The 17,192-nt window shown below is 69.1% G+C and carries 16 protein-coding genes and 1 tRNA gene; 2 read left to right on the top strand and 15 right to left on the bottom strand.

Annotation, left to right across the window (positions count from 1 at the left end; genetic code table 11):
- Positions 1–10 precede the first annotated feature (10 nt).
- Positions 11–640 (bottom strand): 30S ribosomal protein S4, encoded by a 630-nt coding sequence (rpsD, locus tag M4I32_RS00975; RefSeq protein WP_319032618.1) that lies wholly within the window; start codon positions 638–640, stop codon positions 11–13.
- A gap of 217 nt (positions 641–857) precedes the next feature.
- On the bottom strand, positions 858–2,198 hold the full coding sequence (locus M4I32_RS00970; protein ID WP_319032617.1) for a replication-associated recombination protein A: 1,341 nt from the start codon (positions 2,196–2,198) through the stop codon (positions 858–860).
- A gap of 110 nt (positions 2,199–2,308) precedes the next feature.
- Here M4I32_RS00970 and M4I32_RS00965 point away from each other — a divergent pair, with 110 nt between their 5' ends.
- Together M4I32_RS00965 and M4I32_RS00960 are read left to right on the top strand one after the other, a co-directional pair.
- Positions 2,309–3,559 carry a DUF349 domain-containing protein gene (locus M4I32_RS00965; protein WP_319032616.1) on the top strand — a complete coding sequence of 417 codons (1,251 nt, stop codon included), beginning with the start codon at positions 2,309–2,311 and terminating at the stop codon, positions 3,557–3,559.
- A gap of 85 nt (positions 3,560–3,644) precedes the next feature.
- The gene (locus tag M4I32_RS00960) at positions 3,645–4,235 is read left to right on the top strand and encodes a hypothetical protein (RefSeq protein ID WP_319032615.1); all 591 of its coding nucleotides are present in this window, start codon (positions 3,645–3,647) and stop codon (positions 4,233–4,235) included.
- Here the strand turns inward: M4I32_RS00960 and M4I32_RS00955 are convergent.
- The 13 genes from M4I32_RS00955 to M4I32_RS00895 form a co-directional block, all read right to left on the bottom strand.
- Positions 4,214–6,469, bottom strand: a complete 2,256-nt coding sequence (locus M4I32_RS00955) for a bifunctional (p)ppGpp synthetase/guanosine-3',5'-bis(diphosphate) 3'-pyrophosphohydrolase (protein WP_319032614.1) — start codon at positions 6,467–6,469, stop codon at positions 4,214–4,216. The two genes, M4I32_RS00960 and M4I32_RS00955, sit on opposite strands and share 22 nt — an antisense overlap.
- A 92-nt stretch (positions 6,470–6,561) precedes the next feature.
- Positions 6,562–7,551: a protein translocase subunit SecF gene (gene secF, locus M4I32_RS00950; RefSeq protein WP_319032613.1), complete on the bottom strand. Its 990-nt coding sequence runs from the start codon at positions 7,549–7,551 to the stop codon at positions 6,562–6,564.
- On the bottom strand, positions 7,551–9,269 hold the full coding sequence (gene secD, locus M4I32_RS00945) for a protein translocase subunit SecD (RefSeq protein ID WP_319032612.1): 1,719 nt from the start codon (positions 9,267–9,269) through the stop codon (positions 7,551–7,553). The genes secF and secD overlap by 1 nt, the downstream gene beginning before the upstream one ends.
- A 32-nt stretch (positions 9,270–9,301) precedes the next feature.
- Positions 9,302–9,700, bottom strand: a complete 399-nt coding sequence (locus tag M4I32_RS00940; protein WP_319032611.1) for a preprotein translocase subunit YajC — start codon at positions 9,698–9,700, stop codon at positions 9,302–9,304.
- Between the two features lie 63 nt (positions 9,701–9,763).
- Positions 9,764–10,792 (bottom strand): Holliday junction branch migration DNA helicase RuvB, encoded by a 1,029-nt coding sequence (gene ruvB / locus M4I32_RS00935; RefSeq protein ID WP_319032610.1) that lies wholly within the window; start codon positions 10,790–10,792, stop codon positions 9,764–9,766.
- The gene (ruvA, locus tag M4I32_RS00930; RefSeq protein ID WP_319032609.1) at positions 10,785–11,411 is read right to left on the bottom strand and encodes a Holliday junction branch migration protein RuvA; all 627 of its coding nucleotides are present in this window, start codon (positions 11,409–11,411) and stop codon (positions 10,785–10,787) included. Before ruvA ends, ruvB begins: the two co-directional genes overlap by 8 nt.
- 46 nt (positions 11,412–11,457) lie before the next feature.
- Entirely contained in the window at positions 11,458–12,027 is a 570-nt protein-coding gene (gene ruvC, locus M4I32_RS00925; RefSeq protein ID WP_319032608.1) for a crossover junction endodeoxyribonuclease RuvC, read from the bottom strand.
- Positions 12,028–12,082: 55 nt separating this feature from the next.
- Positions 12,083–12,841, bottom strand: a complete 759-nt coding sequence (locus tag M4I32_RS00920; RefSeq protein WP_319032607.1) for a YebC/PmpR family DNA-binding transcriptional regulator — start codon at positions 12,839–12,841, stop codon at positions 12,083–12,085.
- A gap of 82 nt (positions 12,842–12,923) precedes the next feature.
- Complete coding sequence (gene pdxT / locus M4I32_RS00915) at positions 12,924–13,523, bottom strand: pyridoxal 5'-phosphate synthase glutaminase subunit PdxT (RefSeq protein ID WP_319032606.1); 600 nt, start codon at positions 13,521–13,523, stop codon at positions 12,924–12,926.
- Positions 13,513–14,409: a pyridoxal 5'-phosphate synthase lyase subunit PdxS gene (pdxS, locus tag M4I32_RS00910; protein ID WP_319032605.1), complete on the bottom strand. Its 897-nt coding sequence runs from the start codon at positions 14,407–14,409 to the stop codon at positions 13,513–13,515. The genes pdxT and pdxS overlap by 11 nt, the downstream gene beginning before the upstream one ends.
- 43 nt (positions 14,410–14,452) lie before the next feature.
- The gene (locus M4I32_RS00905) at positions 14,453–15,013 is read right to left on the bottom strand and encodes an HIT domain-containing protein (RefSeq protein ID WP_319032604.1); all 561 of its coding nucleotides are present in this window, start codon (positions 15,011–15,013) and stop codon (positions 14,453–14,455) included.
- A complete protein-coding gene (gene thrS / locus M4I32_RS00900; protein ID WP_319032603.1) occupies positions 15,010–17,019 on the bottom strand; it encodes a threonine--tRNA ligase in 2,010 nt (669 codons plus the stop codon). Before thrS ends, M4I32_RS00905 begins: the two co-directional genes overlap by 4 nt.
- Before the next feature lie 78 nt (positions 17,020–17,097).
- Positions 17,098–17,169: transfer RNA gene (locus M4I32_RS00895), tRNA-Val, on the bottom strand.
- Positions 17,170–17,192: the final 23 nt, after the last annotated feature.

Below are 17,192 nucleotides of genomic sequence, written 5' to 3'. Positions count from 1 at the left end.
CTACGCGCCGCTAGCGCGCCGCGTAGTACTCGACGACGAGCTGCACGTCACAGGTCACGGGGACCTCCGCGCGCTTGGGACGACGCTCGAGACGGGCCTGGAGCGTCGTCAGGTCGACGTCGAGGTAGGCCGGGACCGGGGGCAGCACCTCGGCGTGTCCGCCGGCGGCCGCCACCTGGAAGGGCTCGAGGCTCTCGCTCTTGGGCTTGACGTGGATCATCTGGCCCGGCTTGACGCGGAACGACGGACGGTCCACCGCCTTGCCGTCGACGAGGATGTGGCGGTGCACGACGAGCTGGCGCGCCTGCGCGGTCGTGCGGGCGAATCCGGAGCGCACGACGAGTGCGTCGAGACGCATCTCGAGCAGCTCGACCAGGTTCTCACCGGTCAGGCCCGAGGTGCGACGCGCCTCGTTGAAGGCGATGCGCAGCTGCTTCTCACGGATGCCGTACTGCTCGCGCAGCCGCTGCTTCTCGCGCAGGCGGACGGCGTAGTCGCTGTCGGCCTTGCGCTTGCTGCGACCGTGCTCGCCGGGGCCGTAGGGGCGCTTCTCGAGGTAGCGCGCGGCCTTGGGGGTCAGGGCGACGCCGAGGGCGCGCGACAGGCGCACCTTGCGGCGGTCTTGGGACTTCGTGGGCACGAAGGTTTTCCTTCCGATGACGTGGCCGCGTCTCTCGCGACTCACGGACGTATCCCCCTCCCGCCGTCCGGCGCGCACGTCGCAGCGCGTCGGAGGTGTGTGTGGGGAAAGGAGATGCCCGAAAACTCGGTTTCGAACCTGGCAATACTACCAGAGCAACACACGGGCCCTGATCGGCCGTTTGGTGCCGCAATCCGGCATCCACCGCGTGCGAGGCTCAGCCGTCGCCCCCCAGGATGCGCCGGATCTTCTCCAGGCGCGCGCCCAGATCCCGCTCGCGACCGTGGGCGGTCGGGAGGTAGTACCGCGTTCCCACCAGCGGATCCGGCAGATACTGCTGGCGCGCGACCCCGACGTCCGCGTCGTGGGGGTACAGATAGCCTTTGCCATGCCCCAATCGCTTCGCTCCCGCGTAGTGCGCGTCGCGCAGGTGCAGGGGAACGCCGCCGATTCGGCCGGCCCGCACGTCGGCGATCGCGCGATCGACCGCGAGGTACGCCGCGTTGGACTTCGCCGCGCTCGCGAGGTACACCGTGGCCTCTGCGAGCGGGATGCGACCCTCCGGCATTCCGATCAGCTGAACCGCATCCGCGGCGGCGACCGCGATCTGCAGCGCATCGGGGTCGGCCAGCCCGATGTCCTCGGACGCCGAGATGATCAGTCGCCGTGCGATGAACCTCGGGTCCTCGCCGGCCTCGATCATGCGAGCGAGGTAGTGGATGGCGGCATCCACGTCCGACCCCCGGATCGACTTGATGAACGCGCTGATGACGTCGTAGTGCTCGTCGCCCTGCCGGTCGTAGCGCAGCAGCGCACGGTCCACGGCGCGCGCGACGTGGTCGGCGGTCACGCGCGGCGTGTCGTCTGCGCTTTCGCCGCCCGGGTCTGCTGCCATCGCCGCTGCGGCCTCGAGCGCGGTCAGTGCGCGCCGCGCATCGCCGGAGGCCAGCCGGACGAGGGCGGCCCTCGCGGCGTCGTCGACCTGGACCGAGCCGTTCAGTCCGCGCGGGTCGCCCACCGCACGGTCGACGAGTGCGGCGAGGTCCTCGTCTCCGAGGGGACGCAGGGTCAGCAGCAGCGAGCGCGAGAGCAGCGGGGCGACGACGGAGAAGGACGGATTCTCGGTCGTCGCGGCGATCAGCACGACCCAGCCGTTCTCGACGCCCGGCAGCAGAGCGTCCTGCTGCGCCTTGGTGAAGCGGTGGATCTCGTCGAGAAAGAGGATCGACGACTGGCCGTAGAGGTCCCTCTGCGTGAGCGCGTCCTGCATCACCTCGCGCACGTCCTTGACGCCGGCGGTCACGGCGGAGAGCTCGACGAACCGCCGCCCCGACGAGCGGGCGATCGCCTGCGCGAGGGTGGTCTTGCCGGTGCCGGGCGGCCCCCAGAGGATGACCGAGACGGCCGAGGCCGTGGGCGCGTCGGGATCGGCCAGGGCGACGAGCGGCGACCCGGGCCGGATCAGATGCGACTGTCCGGCGACGTCGTCGAGGGATGTCGGGCGCATCCGCACCGCGAGGGGCGTCGCCCCCGAGAACAGCGCCTGCGAGCCCGTCATCGTCCCAGGCTATCGGGGGGATCGGACGGCGGGCGCACCGCCCGGCGGGCGGCGGAAGCGAGGTACTAGGGTGGATCTCGCCCACCCTGAGGATCCCCACTAGGAGAATCGTGTCCTCCGAGACTGCTTCCACGCCCGAGAATGCGTGGGGCCGCGTCGATGATGACGGCACCGTCCACGTCCGCGAGGGCGACGGCTGGCGCGTCGTCGGCCAGTTCCCCGATGGGAGCCCCGACGAGGCGCTCGCCTACTTCGAGCGCAAGTACACCGACCTGGCCGACCGGGTCGCGCTGCTCGAGCAGCGTCAGCGCCGCGGCGGAGCCTCGGCATCCGATCTGACCGCCGCCGCCCGCCACCTGCGCGACGACGTCACCGGGGCATCCGCCGTCGGCGACCTCGCCGCTCTCACCACGCGCATCGACGCGATCGATGCGCAGCTCGTGCAGGCCACGGCCGAGCAGACCGCGGCGGCGAAGGAGGCGGTCGCGGCGGCGGCGGCGGAGCGGGAGGCCCTCGTCGAGAAGGCCGAGGCGCTCGCTGCGCGCGATCCCCGAACCGTCCAGTGGAAACAGGCCAGTCAGGAGATGACGGACCTGTTCGCGGCGTGGCAGGCACACCAGCAGGACGCGCCGCGCCTGCCGAAGAGCCAGGCCCAGGCGCTGTGGAAGAGGTTCCGCGACGCCCGCACGAAGGTGGACAAGAACCGGCGCGAGTTCTTCGCCGAGCTGGACGAGGTGCACAAGGCGGCGCGCGAGCAGAAGACGCGTCTGGCCGAACGCGCCGAAGCCCTCGTCCCCCAGGGCGAGGACGGCATCCCTGCCTATCGGGGACTGCTGGACCAGTGGAAGGCGGCGGGCCGCGCCGGCAAGAAGGCGGACGACGCCCTCTGGGCCCGGTTCAAGGCCGCGGGGGACGCACTGTACGGCGCACGCGCCGAACGGGATGCGGCGGAGATCGCGGAGTCCGAGCCCAAGATCGCAGCGAAGCAGGCTCTGCTCGACGAGGCACGCGCGGTCGAGGACGAGCGCGACCTTGCGGCGGCTCGCGCGACGCTCACCGGAGTGCAGCGGCGCTGGGATGAGATCGGCCGCGTGGCGCCGCGCGAGAAGGATCGCGCGCTCGACGACGCGTTGCGAAAGATCGAGCAGGGACTGCGCAGTCGCGAAGACGTGGACTGGAAGCGCAACAACCCCGAGACCAAGGCGCGCGCCGGAGACATGGCACGACAGCTGACCGACGCCATCGCCAAGCTGGAGGACGAGGTCGACCGGGCCGAGAGCTCGGGCGACTCGCGCAAGGCCGCACGCCTCAAGGACGAGCTGGCGACCCGCCGCTCGTGGCTGAGCGTCGTCGACAGCTGACCGGCACCGCTCTCCACACCCCCGGGTTTCCACAGGCGAGGCGAATGGCGGCCGCCTGCGAACGCCCGTTTGCTTGACTGCGAGGATGCACTCGCGTTTCCTCTACTTCGCGCACGAGCGCCTCTCCCCCGCCGAGCTGTCGGCAGCGCGCCTCGACGGCCACCTCGCGGACCTGGGCGAGGGCTACATGCCGGCGGATGCGGTGGAGACCGGCGAGATGCGGGCCGCCTCGCTGCGCCCGCTGTGCACCGACCGGTTCGCCGCCTGCCTCTGGAGCGCCGCGTGGGTGCACGGCGCACTGTGGGATCCGCCCGCCCGGCACAGCCTCACCCGCGCGGGCGTGCGCAGACCGGGCTCCCAGTTCTCGCGCCGCGCCAGCTTCCACGATGTCGGCGCCGCGGCCGGCGACATCGCGACCTGGGCGGACGTGCCCGTGACGACGCCCGGCAAGACGCTCGTCGATCTGCTGCGCCTGGCGCGGCACGACGACGTGTCCGCCGCCTGGACGAAGCGCGCCGCACGTGGTCTGGTCTCGCTGTATCCGGATGCCGTCGACCTCGCACGCAGCCGGCTGGAGCAGTCCGGGCGGTTGCCGGGCAAACGAACCGCACTCACCCGGCTCGCCGCGCTCGCGGCCGCTGATCACGCTCGCGATCAGGAGGAGGTGACGCGGTAGACGTCATAGACGGCGTCGATGCGACGCACCGCGTTGAGCACGCGATCCAGGTGCACGGTGTCACCCATCTCGAAGACGAACTTGCTGATCGCGAGGCGCTCGTCGGTCGTCGCCACCGACGCCGAGAGGATGTTCACGTGGTACTCCGTCAGCACGCGCGTGACGTCCGAGAGCAGCCCCGACCGATCGAGCGCCTCGACCTGGATCTGCACGAGGAAGATGCTCTTGGACGTCGACCCCCATGAGACCTCGATCATGCGCTCCGGATCGTTCTCGAGCGCCGCGACGTTCGGGCAGTCCGTCCGATGCACCGACACACCGCTGCCGCGCGTGACGAAGCCGACGATCTGATCGCCGGGGACGGGCGTGCAGCACTTCGCCAGTTTCACGAGGATGTCGGGCGCGCCGCGCACGAGCACCCCGGAGTCGCCCGTGCGGGCGCTGCGCTGACGTCGCCCGGCGGGCAGCTCTATCGGTCCGGTGGAGGTGTCCTCCCCCGCCCCGACGAGGGCCGTCACCTTCTCGATGATCGACTGCGTCGACACATGCCCCTCACCGACCGCGGCGTAGAGTGCCGAGACGTCGTCGTAGCGCAGCTGGTGCGCCACGTCGGCGAACGAATCCTGGCTCATCAGCCGCTGGAGCGGAAGGTTCTGCCGCCTCATCGCCCGGGCGATCGACTCCTTCCCCTGCTCGATCGCCTCTTCACGCCGCTCCTTCGTGAACCATGCGCGGATCTTGTTGCGCGCCCGCGTGCTCTTGACGAAGCCGAGCCAGTCCTGGCTGGGAGCGGCATCCGGATTCTTCGAGGTGAAGACCTCGACCACGTCTCCGGAGGCGAGGGGCGAGTCCAGCGGCACGAGCCGGCCGTTCACCTTGGCACCCATCGTGCGGTGCCCGACCTCGGTGTGCACCGCATATGCGAAGTCCACGGGGGTCGCCGCGGACGGCAGGCCGATCACGCGTCCCTTGGGGGTGAAGACGTAGACCTCTTTGGCGCCGATCTCGTATCGGAGCGAATCGAGGAACTCACCGGGGTCGGCGGTCTCGGCCTGCCAATCGGAGATGTGCGCGAGCCACGCCATGTCGGTGTCGAGGGACTTCGGATCGGCCTTGCCGCCCGCCATCCGCTCCTTGTACTTCCAGTGGGCGGCCACGCCGAACTCGGCCTGCTGGTGCATCTCGTGGGTGCGGATCTGTATCTCGACCGTGCGGCCACCAGGTCCGATCACCGTCGTGTGCAGCGACTGGTACAGATTGAACTTGGGCGTGGCGATGTAGTCCTTGAACCGCCCGGGCAGCGGCGTCCAGCGCGCATGGATGGAGCCGAGTACGGCGTAGCAGTCCCGCACCGACGACACGAGTACGCGGATGCCGATCAAGTCGTAGATGTCGTCGAACTCGCGCCCGCGCACGACCATCTTCTGGTACACCGAGTAGTACTGCTTCGGGCGCCCCATCACGCGACCGCGGATACGCAGTTCGCGAAGGTCTTCCTCCACCGCGCCGATCACCCGCATCAGGTACTCGTCGCGCTGCGGAGTGCGCTGCTTGATCAGGCTCTCGATCTCGGCGTACAGCTTCGGATGCAGCACGGCGAACGACAGGTCCTCCAACTCGGACTTGATCGTCTGGATGCCGAGACGGTGCGCCAGCGGCGCATAGATCTCGAGGGTCTCGGTCGCCTTCTTCGCCGCCTTCTCCGGTGGCACGAATCCCCAGGTGCGGGCGTTGTGCAGACGATCGGCCAGCTTGATCACGAGCACGCGGATGTCCTTCGACATCGCGACGATCATCTTTCGCACGGTCTCGGCCTGCGCCGCATCGCCGTACTTCACCTTGTCGAGCTTGGTGACGCCGTCGACGAGCATGCCGACCTCGTCGCCGAAGTCCGCGGTCAGCTGATCAAGGCTGTAGTCGGTGTCCTCCACCGTGTCGTGCAGGAGGGCTGCGGCGATGGCCTTGGGACCGAGCCCCAGGTCGGCGAGGATCTTGGCCACGGCGACGGGGTGGGTGATGTAGGGCTCACCGCTCTGCCGGGTCTGTCCCTCGTGGGCACGGGCGGCCACCACGTAGGCCTGCTGCAGAACCGCGACATCGCCACGGGGATGGTTGGCCCGCACAGTGCGGATGACGTCCTCGAGGCCTTCGCGGCGGGGCGCACGGGAGAAGATCCGTGGGACGAGGCGCCGGAGCGCCGAGGGCTGCACGCCGGAGGGCACCGTCTCGGCCAAGCACGCACCTCCTCATCCCGCCCGCGGCGGGGACTCTCGGTCCCTTGTCGGGACCGTCTCAGTCTACGCCCGGGCGATCGCCTGAGAGATCGTCACGAATCGATCGTCGCGCGCTCGCGCGCCTCGAGGAGCCGCGCGTCGCGCTCGCGCAGATCCGGCTCCTGTTCACGGAACAGCGAGTACAGCGGCGCCGCGACGAAGAGCGTCGAGTACGCCGCGACGATGATGCCCACCGTGATCGAGAGCGAGATGTCGCTGAGCGTCTCGGCCCCGAGCCAGATCGCGCCGATGAACAGGATCGCCGCGACCGGCAGCACGGCGACGACCGAGGTGTTGATCGAGCGCACGAGTGTCTGGTTGACCGCGAGGTTGACGGACTCGCCGAACGTGCGGCCAGACTTCCAGCCGTCTTCGGTCGTGTTCTCGCGGATCTTGTCGAACACGACGGTGGTGTCGTACAGGGAGTAGCCCAGGATCGTGAGGAATCCGATCACCGCCGCCGGCGAGATCTCGAAGCCCGCCAGCGCGTAGATGCCGACCGTGATGATGAGCACGTCGACGAGGCCGATGATCGCGGCGGCCGACATCTTCCATGTGCGGAAGTACACGGCCAGAATGAGGAACGCCAGCGCGAGGAAGATGCCGAGCCCCGCGAGCGACTGCCTGGTCACATCAGCACCCCAGGTGGGGCCGATGAACGAGGTGGTCACCTGCGAGGTGGGGACGCCGTAGGTATCCGCGAGGGATGCCGCGACCTCGAGGGTCTCGTCATTCGTCATCTGATCCGTCTGCACTCGGATCGCCGTGCCTCCGACGGTGGTGACCTTCGTCGTCGCGTCGGGGACGACTTCCTGCACCGCGTCCGTCGCCACGAGCTGATCGGGCGCCTCGACGCCTGAGACCGTGAACTGCGAGCCGCCGGTGAACTCGATCGAGAACTGCGGGGGCTTGGCCAGCAGCACGAGCGCCGAGCCGATCACGAGGACGATGGCGAGCAGGAACCACAGCTTGCGGCGCGTGACGAACGGTACCGAGACTTTGCCGGTGTAGAGGTCGTTTCCGAACTGGTCCATGGAACGCATCAGTTCTCGTCCTCCTTCGTGTCGGCGGCGGACGAGCCCGCGCGCACCTCCGCCTGCTTTCGCTCGGCGATGGTCTGTCGGCGCTCGGCTTCGGCACGGGACCGTCGTGCCCGCGCCGCGGCGCCGCGGGACGAACCCGCCGCGGGCGCCTTGAACTCGGCGCGACTGCGATAGACGCTCCCGAGGCCCGACGGGTCCAGACCCGACAGTGGATGCCCCTGGCCGAAGAACCGGGTGCGCGAGAGCAGCTGCATGACCGGGTGGGTGAAGATGATGAAGATCAGCACGTCGATCAGCGTCGTCAGGCCGAGTGTGAAAGCGAAGCCCTTCACCGTGGCGTCGGCCAGGATGTAGAGCACCACTGCGGCCAGCACGTTGATCGACTTGGAGATGTAGATGGTGCGTTTCGCACGGCCCCAGCCGTCTTCGACGGCGGCCGTGATGCTCTTGCCGTCACGCAGCTCATCTCGGATTCGCTCGAAGTAGACGATGAACGAGTCCGCCGTGAAACCGATGGTCACGATCAGACCCGCGACACCGGCGAGCGACAGGCGGAAGCCCATTCGCCAGGCGAGGATGCACAGCGCCAAGTACGTCAGCAGCCCCATGACCGCGAGGGAGGCGATGATCACGAAGCCGAGCGCGCGGTAAGAGATCAGCGAGTACAGCGCGACGAGCGCGAGACCGATGAGTCCCGCGATCAGACCGATCTGCAGCTGCTGCGAACCGAGCGTGGCCGAGATGGTGTCGGAGCTGACCACCTCGAAGCTCAGGGGCAGCGCCCCGTACTTGAGCTGGTCGGCCAGGATCTGCGCCGTCTCCTCGGTGAACGAGCCGGAGATCTCGGGACGGCCGTCGAGGATGAGCCCGTTCATCGAGGGCGCGGAGATCACCGCCCCGTCGAGCACGAAGGCGAATCGGTTCTGCGGCGGGTCCGCACCGTACAGACGCTGGGACACCTCCCCGAACACCTCGGTGCCTTCGTCATCGAAGGTGAGGTTGACGGCCCACTGGTTGGTCGTGGTGTTCAGGCCCGAGCTCGCGTCGTCGATCGCGTCGCCGTCGAGTTCGACGGGGCCGAGGATGTACTTCTCGAGCCCGTCCGTGTCGCACGTGATCAGGGGTTCGTCGGGGGGCGCGGCGCCCGGCTCGTCGGTCGGCTCCGCACAGTCGTAGGCGAGGAACTCGGCCTCGAGCGCGGGGGTCACCCAGTTCAGGTCGCTCGGGCCGGTCGGCTCTGGCGACGGGGTGTCCCGCAGCGTGGGGTCCGGGCTCGGGTACGGCGTCGCGTTGCCGTCTTCGCCGACGAATTCGGATGTCGGTGCTCCCGTGAACAGCACGGGACGCAACTGCAGCTGCGCGCTCGCCTCGATCCGCTGGCGCGTCTCCTCGTCCGCCTCGCCGGGGATCTGCACGACGATGTTGCGGCCACCCTCGGTGCTGACGTCGGCTTCACCCACGCCCGACGCATCCACACGCTGTCGGATGATCGACACGGCCTGCTCAAGCTGCTCACCCGAGGGGGCGGCGCCATCCTCGGTCTGAGCCGCGAGGATGATCTGCGTGCCGCCCTGCAGATCGAGCGCCAGCTCGGGCAGCCAGGAGCTCTGCTTGAAGACGTAGACGCCGAGCGCGTTCACGCCGAACAGGACGGCCACGATCACGAGCAGGCCGATCAGCGCGCGCCAGGCATGACGCACGGGGGTGGATGAGGCCACGGGGGGAGCTTTCTGGTCGAGCGGGGGGCGGATCAGGCGTCGGGCTTGCGCGGACCGTCGGCCTCGGGGTCGATCCGCTCGATCGCCGGCGCATCGGCGCTCTCTGCCTCGTTCCACTCCTCGCCCGCAGTCTCGTCCGCGAGCTCGTCGTCCTCCGCGTCGAGCGGCGTGATCACGCGGATGATCGCCTGGCTGTGCACGCGGAGGACCGTTCCGGGAGCAACCTCGATCAGGGCGGGCTCGTCAAGGTCCTCGGGGTCGAACTGCACGATCGTGCCGTAGATGCCGCCCTGCAGCAGGACCTCAGCGCCTGGCACCGTCTGCCTGTTCTTCTGCTCCTGCTCGGCCTTCATCTTCTGCATGCGCTTGCGCGAATTCCAGAACATGAAGCCCAGCAGGGCGACGAGGACGACGATAAGAAGGATGTCCATGCGGGTGTTGCCTTTCCAGGGCGCGCGAGAGCCGCGCGCGGTCGGGGCGGAAGCCTGTGGCAATCATAGGTCATCGAGACTGAGCGCGCCCTGCGCGTGCGGCACCCCGAGGTGCGCGTAGGCTGCCGGCGTCGCAATCCGCCCGCGCGGCGTACGCCCGAGGAAGCCGATCCGCACGAGGAAGGGCTCTACAACGCTCTCGACCGTCTCCCCCTCTTCTCCCACGGCGACGGCAAGGGTGCTCAGCCCGACGGGTCCGCCGCTGAAGCGCCGCACGAGCGCGTCCAGCACGGCGCGGTCCAGACGATCGAGCCCGATCGCGTCGACGTCGTAGAGCTCCAGCGCGGCGCGGACCGCAGCCCGGTCGGGCTCAAGACCGTGGACGAGCACATAGTCGCGCACGCGGCGCAGCAGGCGATTGGCGATACGCGGCGTGCCCCGCGACCTGCGTGCGATCTCGCCCCGCGCGTCGACGTGCAGCCCGACCCCCAGCATCGTGGCGGAACGATCGAGCACCCGCTCGAGATCCTCCGGGTCGTAGAACTCCAGGTGCCCGGTGAAGCCGAACCGGTCGCGGAGCGGATTGGGGAGAAGTCCCGAACGCGTGGTCGCGCCGACGAGCGTGAACGGCGCCAGATCGAGCGGGATGCTGGTCGCCCCGGCGCCCTTGCCCACCATCACGTCGATCCGGAAATCCTCCATCGCGAGGTAGAGCATCTCCTCTGCCGAGCGCGCCATCCGATGCACCTCGTCGATGAAGAGGACCTCTCCCGGGGTGAGGCTCGACAACAGGGCGGCGAGGTCGCCTGCATGCTGGATCGCCGGGCCGCTCGACATCCGCAGCGGACGCCCACTCTCGTGCGCGACGATCATCGCCAGCGTCGTCTTGCCCAGGCCGGGCGGACCCGACAGCAGGATGTGGTCGGCGGGCCGCTGCTGGATCGCAGCGGCATCCAGCAGCAGCTGCAGCTGCCCGCGCACCTTCGGCTGGCCGACGAAATCCCCGAGCGTCGTGGGGCGCAGCGCACCCTCGACGGCCAGGTCCGATTCGAGGGCGTCAGCGGTAACATCGCGGTCGTCGTCGTCAGCCACGAGCGGCCCCGCCACGCGCCGGTCCGAGCGCCGCCAGGCTGAGCCGCAGCAGCGCGGCCACGTGGGAGCGATCTGCCTCGTCCGCCTCGCGCACCGTGTCGGCCGCCGTCTCCGACGCCACCCGCTCGGGATAGCCGAGTCCCACGAGCGCCTGCGTCACCTGCGCCAGCACGTCATCCGGGGCGGCGGCTGCGCCCGCGCGTGTCGCAGCGGTGGCCGGTGGCGCGAGCTTTCCTGCGAGCTGCACGACGATCAGCTTCGCCGTCTTGGGACCGATGCCCGAAACCTTGCGGAACGGCGCGTCGTCATCCGACGCTACGGCGAAGGCGATCTGATCCACCGACAGATGCGACAGCACGCCCAAGGCCGAGCGCGGTCCGACGCCCGTCACCTGAAGCAGCTGTACGAACACCTCCAGCTCTTCGCGAGTCGCGAAGCCGTACAGCGCCAGCGCGTCCTCGCGGACGATCAGGTGCGTCTGCACGACCACCTGCTCCGAGACCCGGGCGCTGCGAGCGAAGTCGACCGGAACGGCGACGTGGAAGCCCACTCCCCCGACCTCGACGACGATCGCGTCGACGTCGGCGTGCAGCACCGTGCCACGCAGAGAGGAGATCATGCCTCGAGCTTAGGCCGCTCCTCGTATCTATGTTCGAGCGACACGCTCAGCGCCCGGTTCGCGCACCGCGCTCGGCATCCGCCCACGCCCGCTGGGCGGGGGTCAGCGGGCCGGTGGACCCTGGCGCCACCACCCCGCCCCGCCACGCGTGGCAGAGGGCGAGCGCCAGGGCGTCGGCGGCATCCGCGGGCCGCGGTGGCGTGTCCAGACTCAGGATCCGGGCGACCATCGACTGCACCTGGCGCTTGTCGGCTGCGCCGTAGCCGGTGATCGCCGCCTTCACCTCGGTGGGCGTGTGCGTGTGCGCGGGCAGCCCGCGCTCGGCGGCGAGCAGCAGTGCGACACCGCTCGCCTGGGCCGTCCCCATCACCGTGCGCGTGTTGTGCTGGGCGAAGACGCGCTCGACCGCCACCACGTCGGGCCGGTGCTCATCGAGCACGGCGCGGATGCCGGCGGCGATCGCCGCAAGCCGCTCGGCGACGCTCGCGTCGGCTGCCGAGCGGATCACACCTACATGCACGAGCCGGGCGGAGCGGTCGGGCAGCACGTCGACGACGCCGACGCCGCAGCGGGTCAGGCCGGGATCGACGCCGAAGACGCGCAGGGCCGAAGTCACGCTCTCACGGTAGGCGCCCGTCCGTGCGGCGGAGCTCAGGCGCGCCCGCGCGTGCTCACTCGTCCTCTTCGAGCTGCGCCTGCACTTCGGGCGTGAGATCGAAGTTGCTGTAGACGTTCTGCACGTCGTCGCTGTCTTCGAGCGCGTCGATCAGGCGGAAGATCTTGCGGGCCGTGTCGGCGTCGATCTCGACCTTGAGGTTGGGGACGAACTCGACGTCGGCGGATTCGTAGTCGATCCCCTCCTGCTGCAGCGCCTGGCGCACCGCCACGACGTCGGTGGCCTCGGTGATCACCTCGAACCCCTGGGAGTGCGGCTCCACTTCTTCGGCGCCGGCCTCGAGCACCGCCAGCATGACGTCGTCCTCGGTCGTGTCCTCACCCGAGACCACGATCACTCCCTTGCGGGCGAAGTTGTACGCGACACTGCCGGGATCCGCCATCGTGCCGCCGTTGCGCGTCATCGCCGTGCGCACCTCGGCGGCGGCGCGGTTCTTGTTGTCGGTCAGGCACTCGATCAGCAGCGCCACGCCGTTGGGGCCGTACCCCTCGTACATGATCGTCGTGTACTCGACGGACTCGCCGGTGAGCCCCGCCCCGCGCTTGATGGCGCGGTCGATGTTGTCGTTCGGCACCGATGTCTTCTTGGCCTTCTGCACGGCGTCCTGCAGCGTCGGGTTGCCCGCCATGTCGGCGCCGCCCATCTTCGCGGCGACCTCGATGTTCTTGATCAGCTTGGCGAACGACTTGGCGCGGCGCGAATCGATGATCGCCTTCTTGTGCTTGGTCGTCGCCCACTTGGAATGCCCGGACATATCTCTCCCGCTCGTGTCGTGCGGCCCGCAGGCCTTCGAGAATTGTAGGCCAGCCCGGTCCGCTCGCAGGATCCGAGGCGGCTCAGCGCGCGCTCTGCACCATCTCGAGAAAGAGCCGGTGGAAGCGCGTCTCCCCCGTCACCTCGGGATGGAAGCTCGTGCCGAGAAGATGGCGCTGCCGCACCGCCACGACGCCGCCGCCGTCGAGCGCAGCGAGTGTCTCCACCGCTTCTCCGGCATCTTCGACGACCGGCGCGCGGATGAACGCGGCATGCACGGGCGGCTCCCCCAGCACGGGGACCTCGAGGTCGGTCTCGAACGAGTCCGACTGGGTGCCGAACGCGTTGCGCCGCACGGTCGCGTCGATACCGCCGAAGCTCTGCTGCCCTTGGATGCCGTCGGCGATCCGGTCGGCGAGCAGGATGAGGCCCGCGCAGGTGCCGTACACGGGAAGCCCCCCGGCGATCGCCGCCCGGATGGGCTCGGCGATGCCGAAGGCGCGCGAGAGCTTGTCGATGACGCTCGATTCGCCCCCGGGGATCACGAGACCGTCGAGGTGCTCGACTTCACTCGGGCGGCGCACGAGCGAGACCCGGGCGCCCAGTTCGGTCAGCACGGCCGCGTGCTCGCGCACGTCGCCCTGGACGGCGAGGATTCCGACGAGCGGCGCGCTACCAGCCACGTTCCGCGAGGCGGTGGGGAGCCGGAAGGTCGCCCACGTTGATGCCGACCATGGCCTCGCCGAGTCCGCGCGAGACCTCGGCGATGACCGAGGGGTCGTCGTGGAATGTCGTTGCCTTCACGATGGCCGCCGCGCGCTCTGCGGGATTGCCGGATTTGAAGATCCCCGAGCCGACGAAGACGCCGTCGGCGCCCATCTGCATCATCATGGCGGCATCCGCGGGGGTCGCCACGCCTCCGGCGACGAACAGCACGACCGGCAGCGCGCCGGCCTCGGCCACCTCGGCCACGAGTTCGTACGGCGCCTGCAGCTCCTTGGCGGCGACGTACAGCTCGTCCTTGCTCATCGAGCGCAGCACGTTGATCTCGCTCGTGATCTTGCGGATGTGCTTGGTCGCCTCCGAGACGTCTCCCGTGCCGGCCTCGCCTTTGGACCGGATCATCGCGGCACCCTCGTTGATGCGACGCAGCGCTTCGCCGAGGTTGGTCGCCCCGCACACGAATGGAACCGTGAAGTTCCACTTGTCGATGTGGTTCACGTAGTCGGCGGGCGAGAGCACTTCGGACTCGTCGATGTAGTCCACGCCGAGCTGCTGCAGCACCTGCGCCTCGACGAAGTGCCCGATCCGGGCCTTGGCCATCACCGGGATGGATACGGCTTCGATGATGCTGTCGATCATGTCGGGGTCGCTCATGCGCGAGACGCCACCCTGCGCCCGGATGTCGGCGGGCACCCGCTCGAGCGCCATGACGGCGACGGCGCCCGCGTCTTCCGCGATCCTCGCCTGCTCGGCGGTGACGACGTCCATGATGACGCCGCCCTTCAACATCTCGGCCAGACCGCGCTTGACGCGCGACGATCCGACCTGGGGGGTGCTCTCGGTCATAACTCTCGATTCTAGTTCGTGCGCGTGGCCGAAACGGCCGCGCTCAGGATGCCGCAGGCCACGCGTCGGCGATGGTGTCGCGCACCTCGCCGAGCAGCTGGGGCAGCGCCTTGGTCTTGGCGATGATCGGAAAGAAGTTGGCGTCGGTCGACCAGCGCGGCACGACATGCTGGTGCAGGTGCCCGGCGACGCCGGCGCCGGCGAGCTGCCCCTGGTTCATGCCGAGGTTGAAGCCGTCGCAGCGCGACACCTGCCGCAGCACGCGCATGCCGATCTGGGTCAGCTCCCCGATCTCGGCGACCTCTTCGGGGGTCGCCTCGTCGTAGAGCGGCACGTGCCGGTAGGGGCAGACGAGCAGGTGGCCCGAGTTGTACGGGAACAGGTTCAGCAGCACATACGCGGTACGGCCGCGTGCGACGATCAGCGACTCCTCGTCGGCCATCTCGGGCGCTGCGCAGAAGGGGCACGCATCCTCGAGCGGCTGGGGACCGGCCTGGATGTACGCCATGCGGTGCGGCGTCCACAGCCGCTGGAACTCATCCGGCACCCCGACCAGGTGCGCGGCGTCGATCGCACCCGGTGCCGGGCCGTCGGCATCCGTCATGCCAGATCCTCGGCGGTCGAGACGTGGGCGTGCGACGCGATCGCCGCGGTGAGTGTGGTCACCGCGGTGTCGATCGGCACGGCGTTGGTCTGGGTGCCGTCGCGGAAGCGGAACGAGACTGTTCCAGCCGCGCGGTCGGTCTCGCCCGCGATGAGCTGCACCGGCACCTTCATGGTCGTGTGGGTGCGGATCTTCTTCTGCATGCGATCGTCCGAGTGGTCGACCTCGGCCCGCACGCCCTCGGCCCGCAGGCGCTCGATGACGTCGTCCAGGTAGTCGCCGTATTCGTCGGCGACGGGAATGCCGACGACCTGCACGGGCGCGAGCCACAGCGGGAACGCGCCCGCGTAGTGCTCGAGCAGGATCGCGAAGAAGCGCTCGATCGACCCGAACAGCGCACGGTGGATCATGATGGGGCGCTTCTTCTGCCCATCCCGGTCGGTGTACTCGAGGCCGAAGCGCTCGGGCAGGTTGGGGTCGACCTGCACGGTGGACAGCTGCCAGGTGCGGCCGATCGCATCCGTCGTCTTGAGGTCGATCTTCGGACCGTAGAAGGCGGCCTCGCCGGGAACCTCGGTGAGCTTGAGCCCACTGGCGAGCCCGACGTTGCGCAGCGCGTTGGTGGAGTACTCCCAGAACTCATCGGTCCCGATCCACTTGTCCTTCGCGTCGTCGCGCATCGACAGCTCGAGCTCGAAGTCGTCGAGGCCGAAGTCGCGCAGCATCGAGACGATGAACTCGAGCACGCGGGTGATCTCTCCTTCGAGCTGATCGGGCGTGACGAACAGGTGCGAGTCGTCCTGAGTGAAACCGCGCACGCGCGTGAGACCGTGCAGCGTGCCGGAGAGCTCGTTGCGGTACACCGTGCCGTTCTCTGCCAGGCGCATCGGCAGATCGCGGTAGCTGCGGGCACGCTCCTTGAAGATCAGGATGTGCATGGGACAGTTCATCGGCTTCAGGTAGTAGTCGACGCCCTGCTTGGTGATCTCGCCGTCGGCGTCACGCTCCTCGTCCATGTGGATGGGCGGGAACATCCCCTCGCGGTAGGTCACGAGGTGATTCGACTGCAGAAAGAGATCCTGCTTGGAGATGTGCGGGGTGTACACGTAGGTATATCCCGCCGCGCGGTGGCGGCGGAGAGCGTGCTGCTCCATCTCCTGCCGCACGATGCCGCCGCGCGGGTGCCACACCGACAGGCCCGAGCCGATCTCGTCGGGGAACGAGAACAGGTCCAGCTCTCTGCCGAGCTTGCGGTGGTCGCGCTTGGCGGCCTCTTCGAGACGCTGCTGGTACGCGCGCAGCTCGTCCTTGGTGGGCCACGCCGTGCCGTAGATGCGCTGCAGCTGCGGGTTCTTCTCGCTCCCCCGCCAGTACGCGCCGGCCACGCGGGTGAGCGCCCAGCCGTTGCCGATGATGCGCGTCGTGGGGACGTGCGGCCCGCGGCAGAGGTCCTTCCAGACCGTCTCGCCGTCGCGGTCGACATTGTCGTAGATCGTCAGCTCGCCGGCGCCGACCTCGACCGACGCGCCCTCGGCCGCCTCACCCGAGGCGCCCTTGAGTCCGATCAGCTCGAGCTTGAAGGGCTCGTCGGCCAACTCGGCACGCGCTTGATCCTCCGTGACGACGCGACGCGTGAACCGCTGGGCCTCGCGGACGATGCGCTGCATCTCCTTCTCGATCGCCTTCAGCTTCTCGGGGGTGAAGGCCTCCTCGACGCCGAAGTCGTAGTAGAAGCCGTCGGTGATCGGCGGGCCGATCCCGAGGTTCGCCTGGGGGTCGATGCGCTGCACGGCCTGCGCCAGCACGTGCGCGGCCGAGTGTCGCAGGATCGCCAGCCCGTCGGGGCTGTCGATCGTGACGGCCTCGACGGCATCCGTCTCGGTGACCGTCGTCGCCAGGTCCTTCAGCTCGCCGTTGACCCGCAGGGCCACGATGGAGCGATCAGGGAACAGGGCGAAGCCGTCGGCGGGGTAGGACACGTCCGACGAGGGGCGCAGATCAGTCAAGGGAACTCTCCAGGGGTGGCCGGACTCCAGGCTATCGCGGGCAGAAGAAAACCCCCGGCCGAAGGCCGGGGGTGGTTGTGCGCGATACTGGGATCGAACCAGTGACCTCTTCCGTGTCAGGGAAGCGCGCTACCGCTGCGCCAATCGCGCCTGTACAAGGCGATTCAGTTGTG

Origin of the sequence: Microbacterium sp. LRZ72 (assembly GCF_033792225.1) — a bacterium.
In the GTDB taxonomy this organism is placed as follows: domain Bacteria; phylum Actinomycetota; class Actinomycetes; order Actinomycetales; family Microbacteriaceae; genus Microbacterium.
This window is presented reverse-complemented; position numbering and strand designations above follow the sequence as displayed.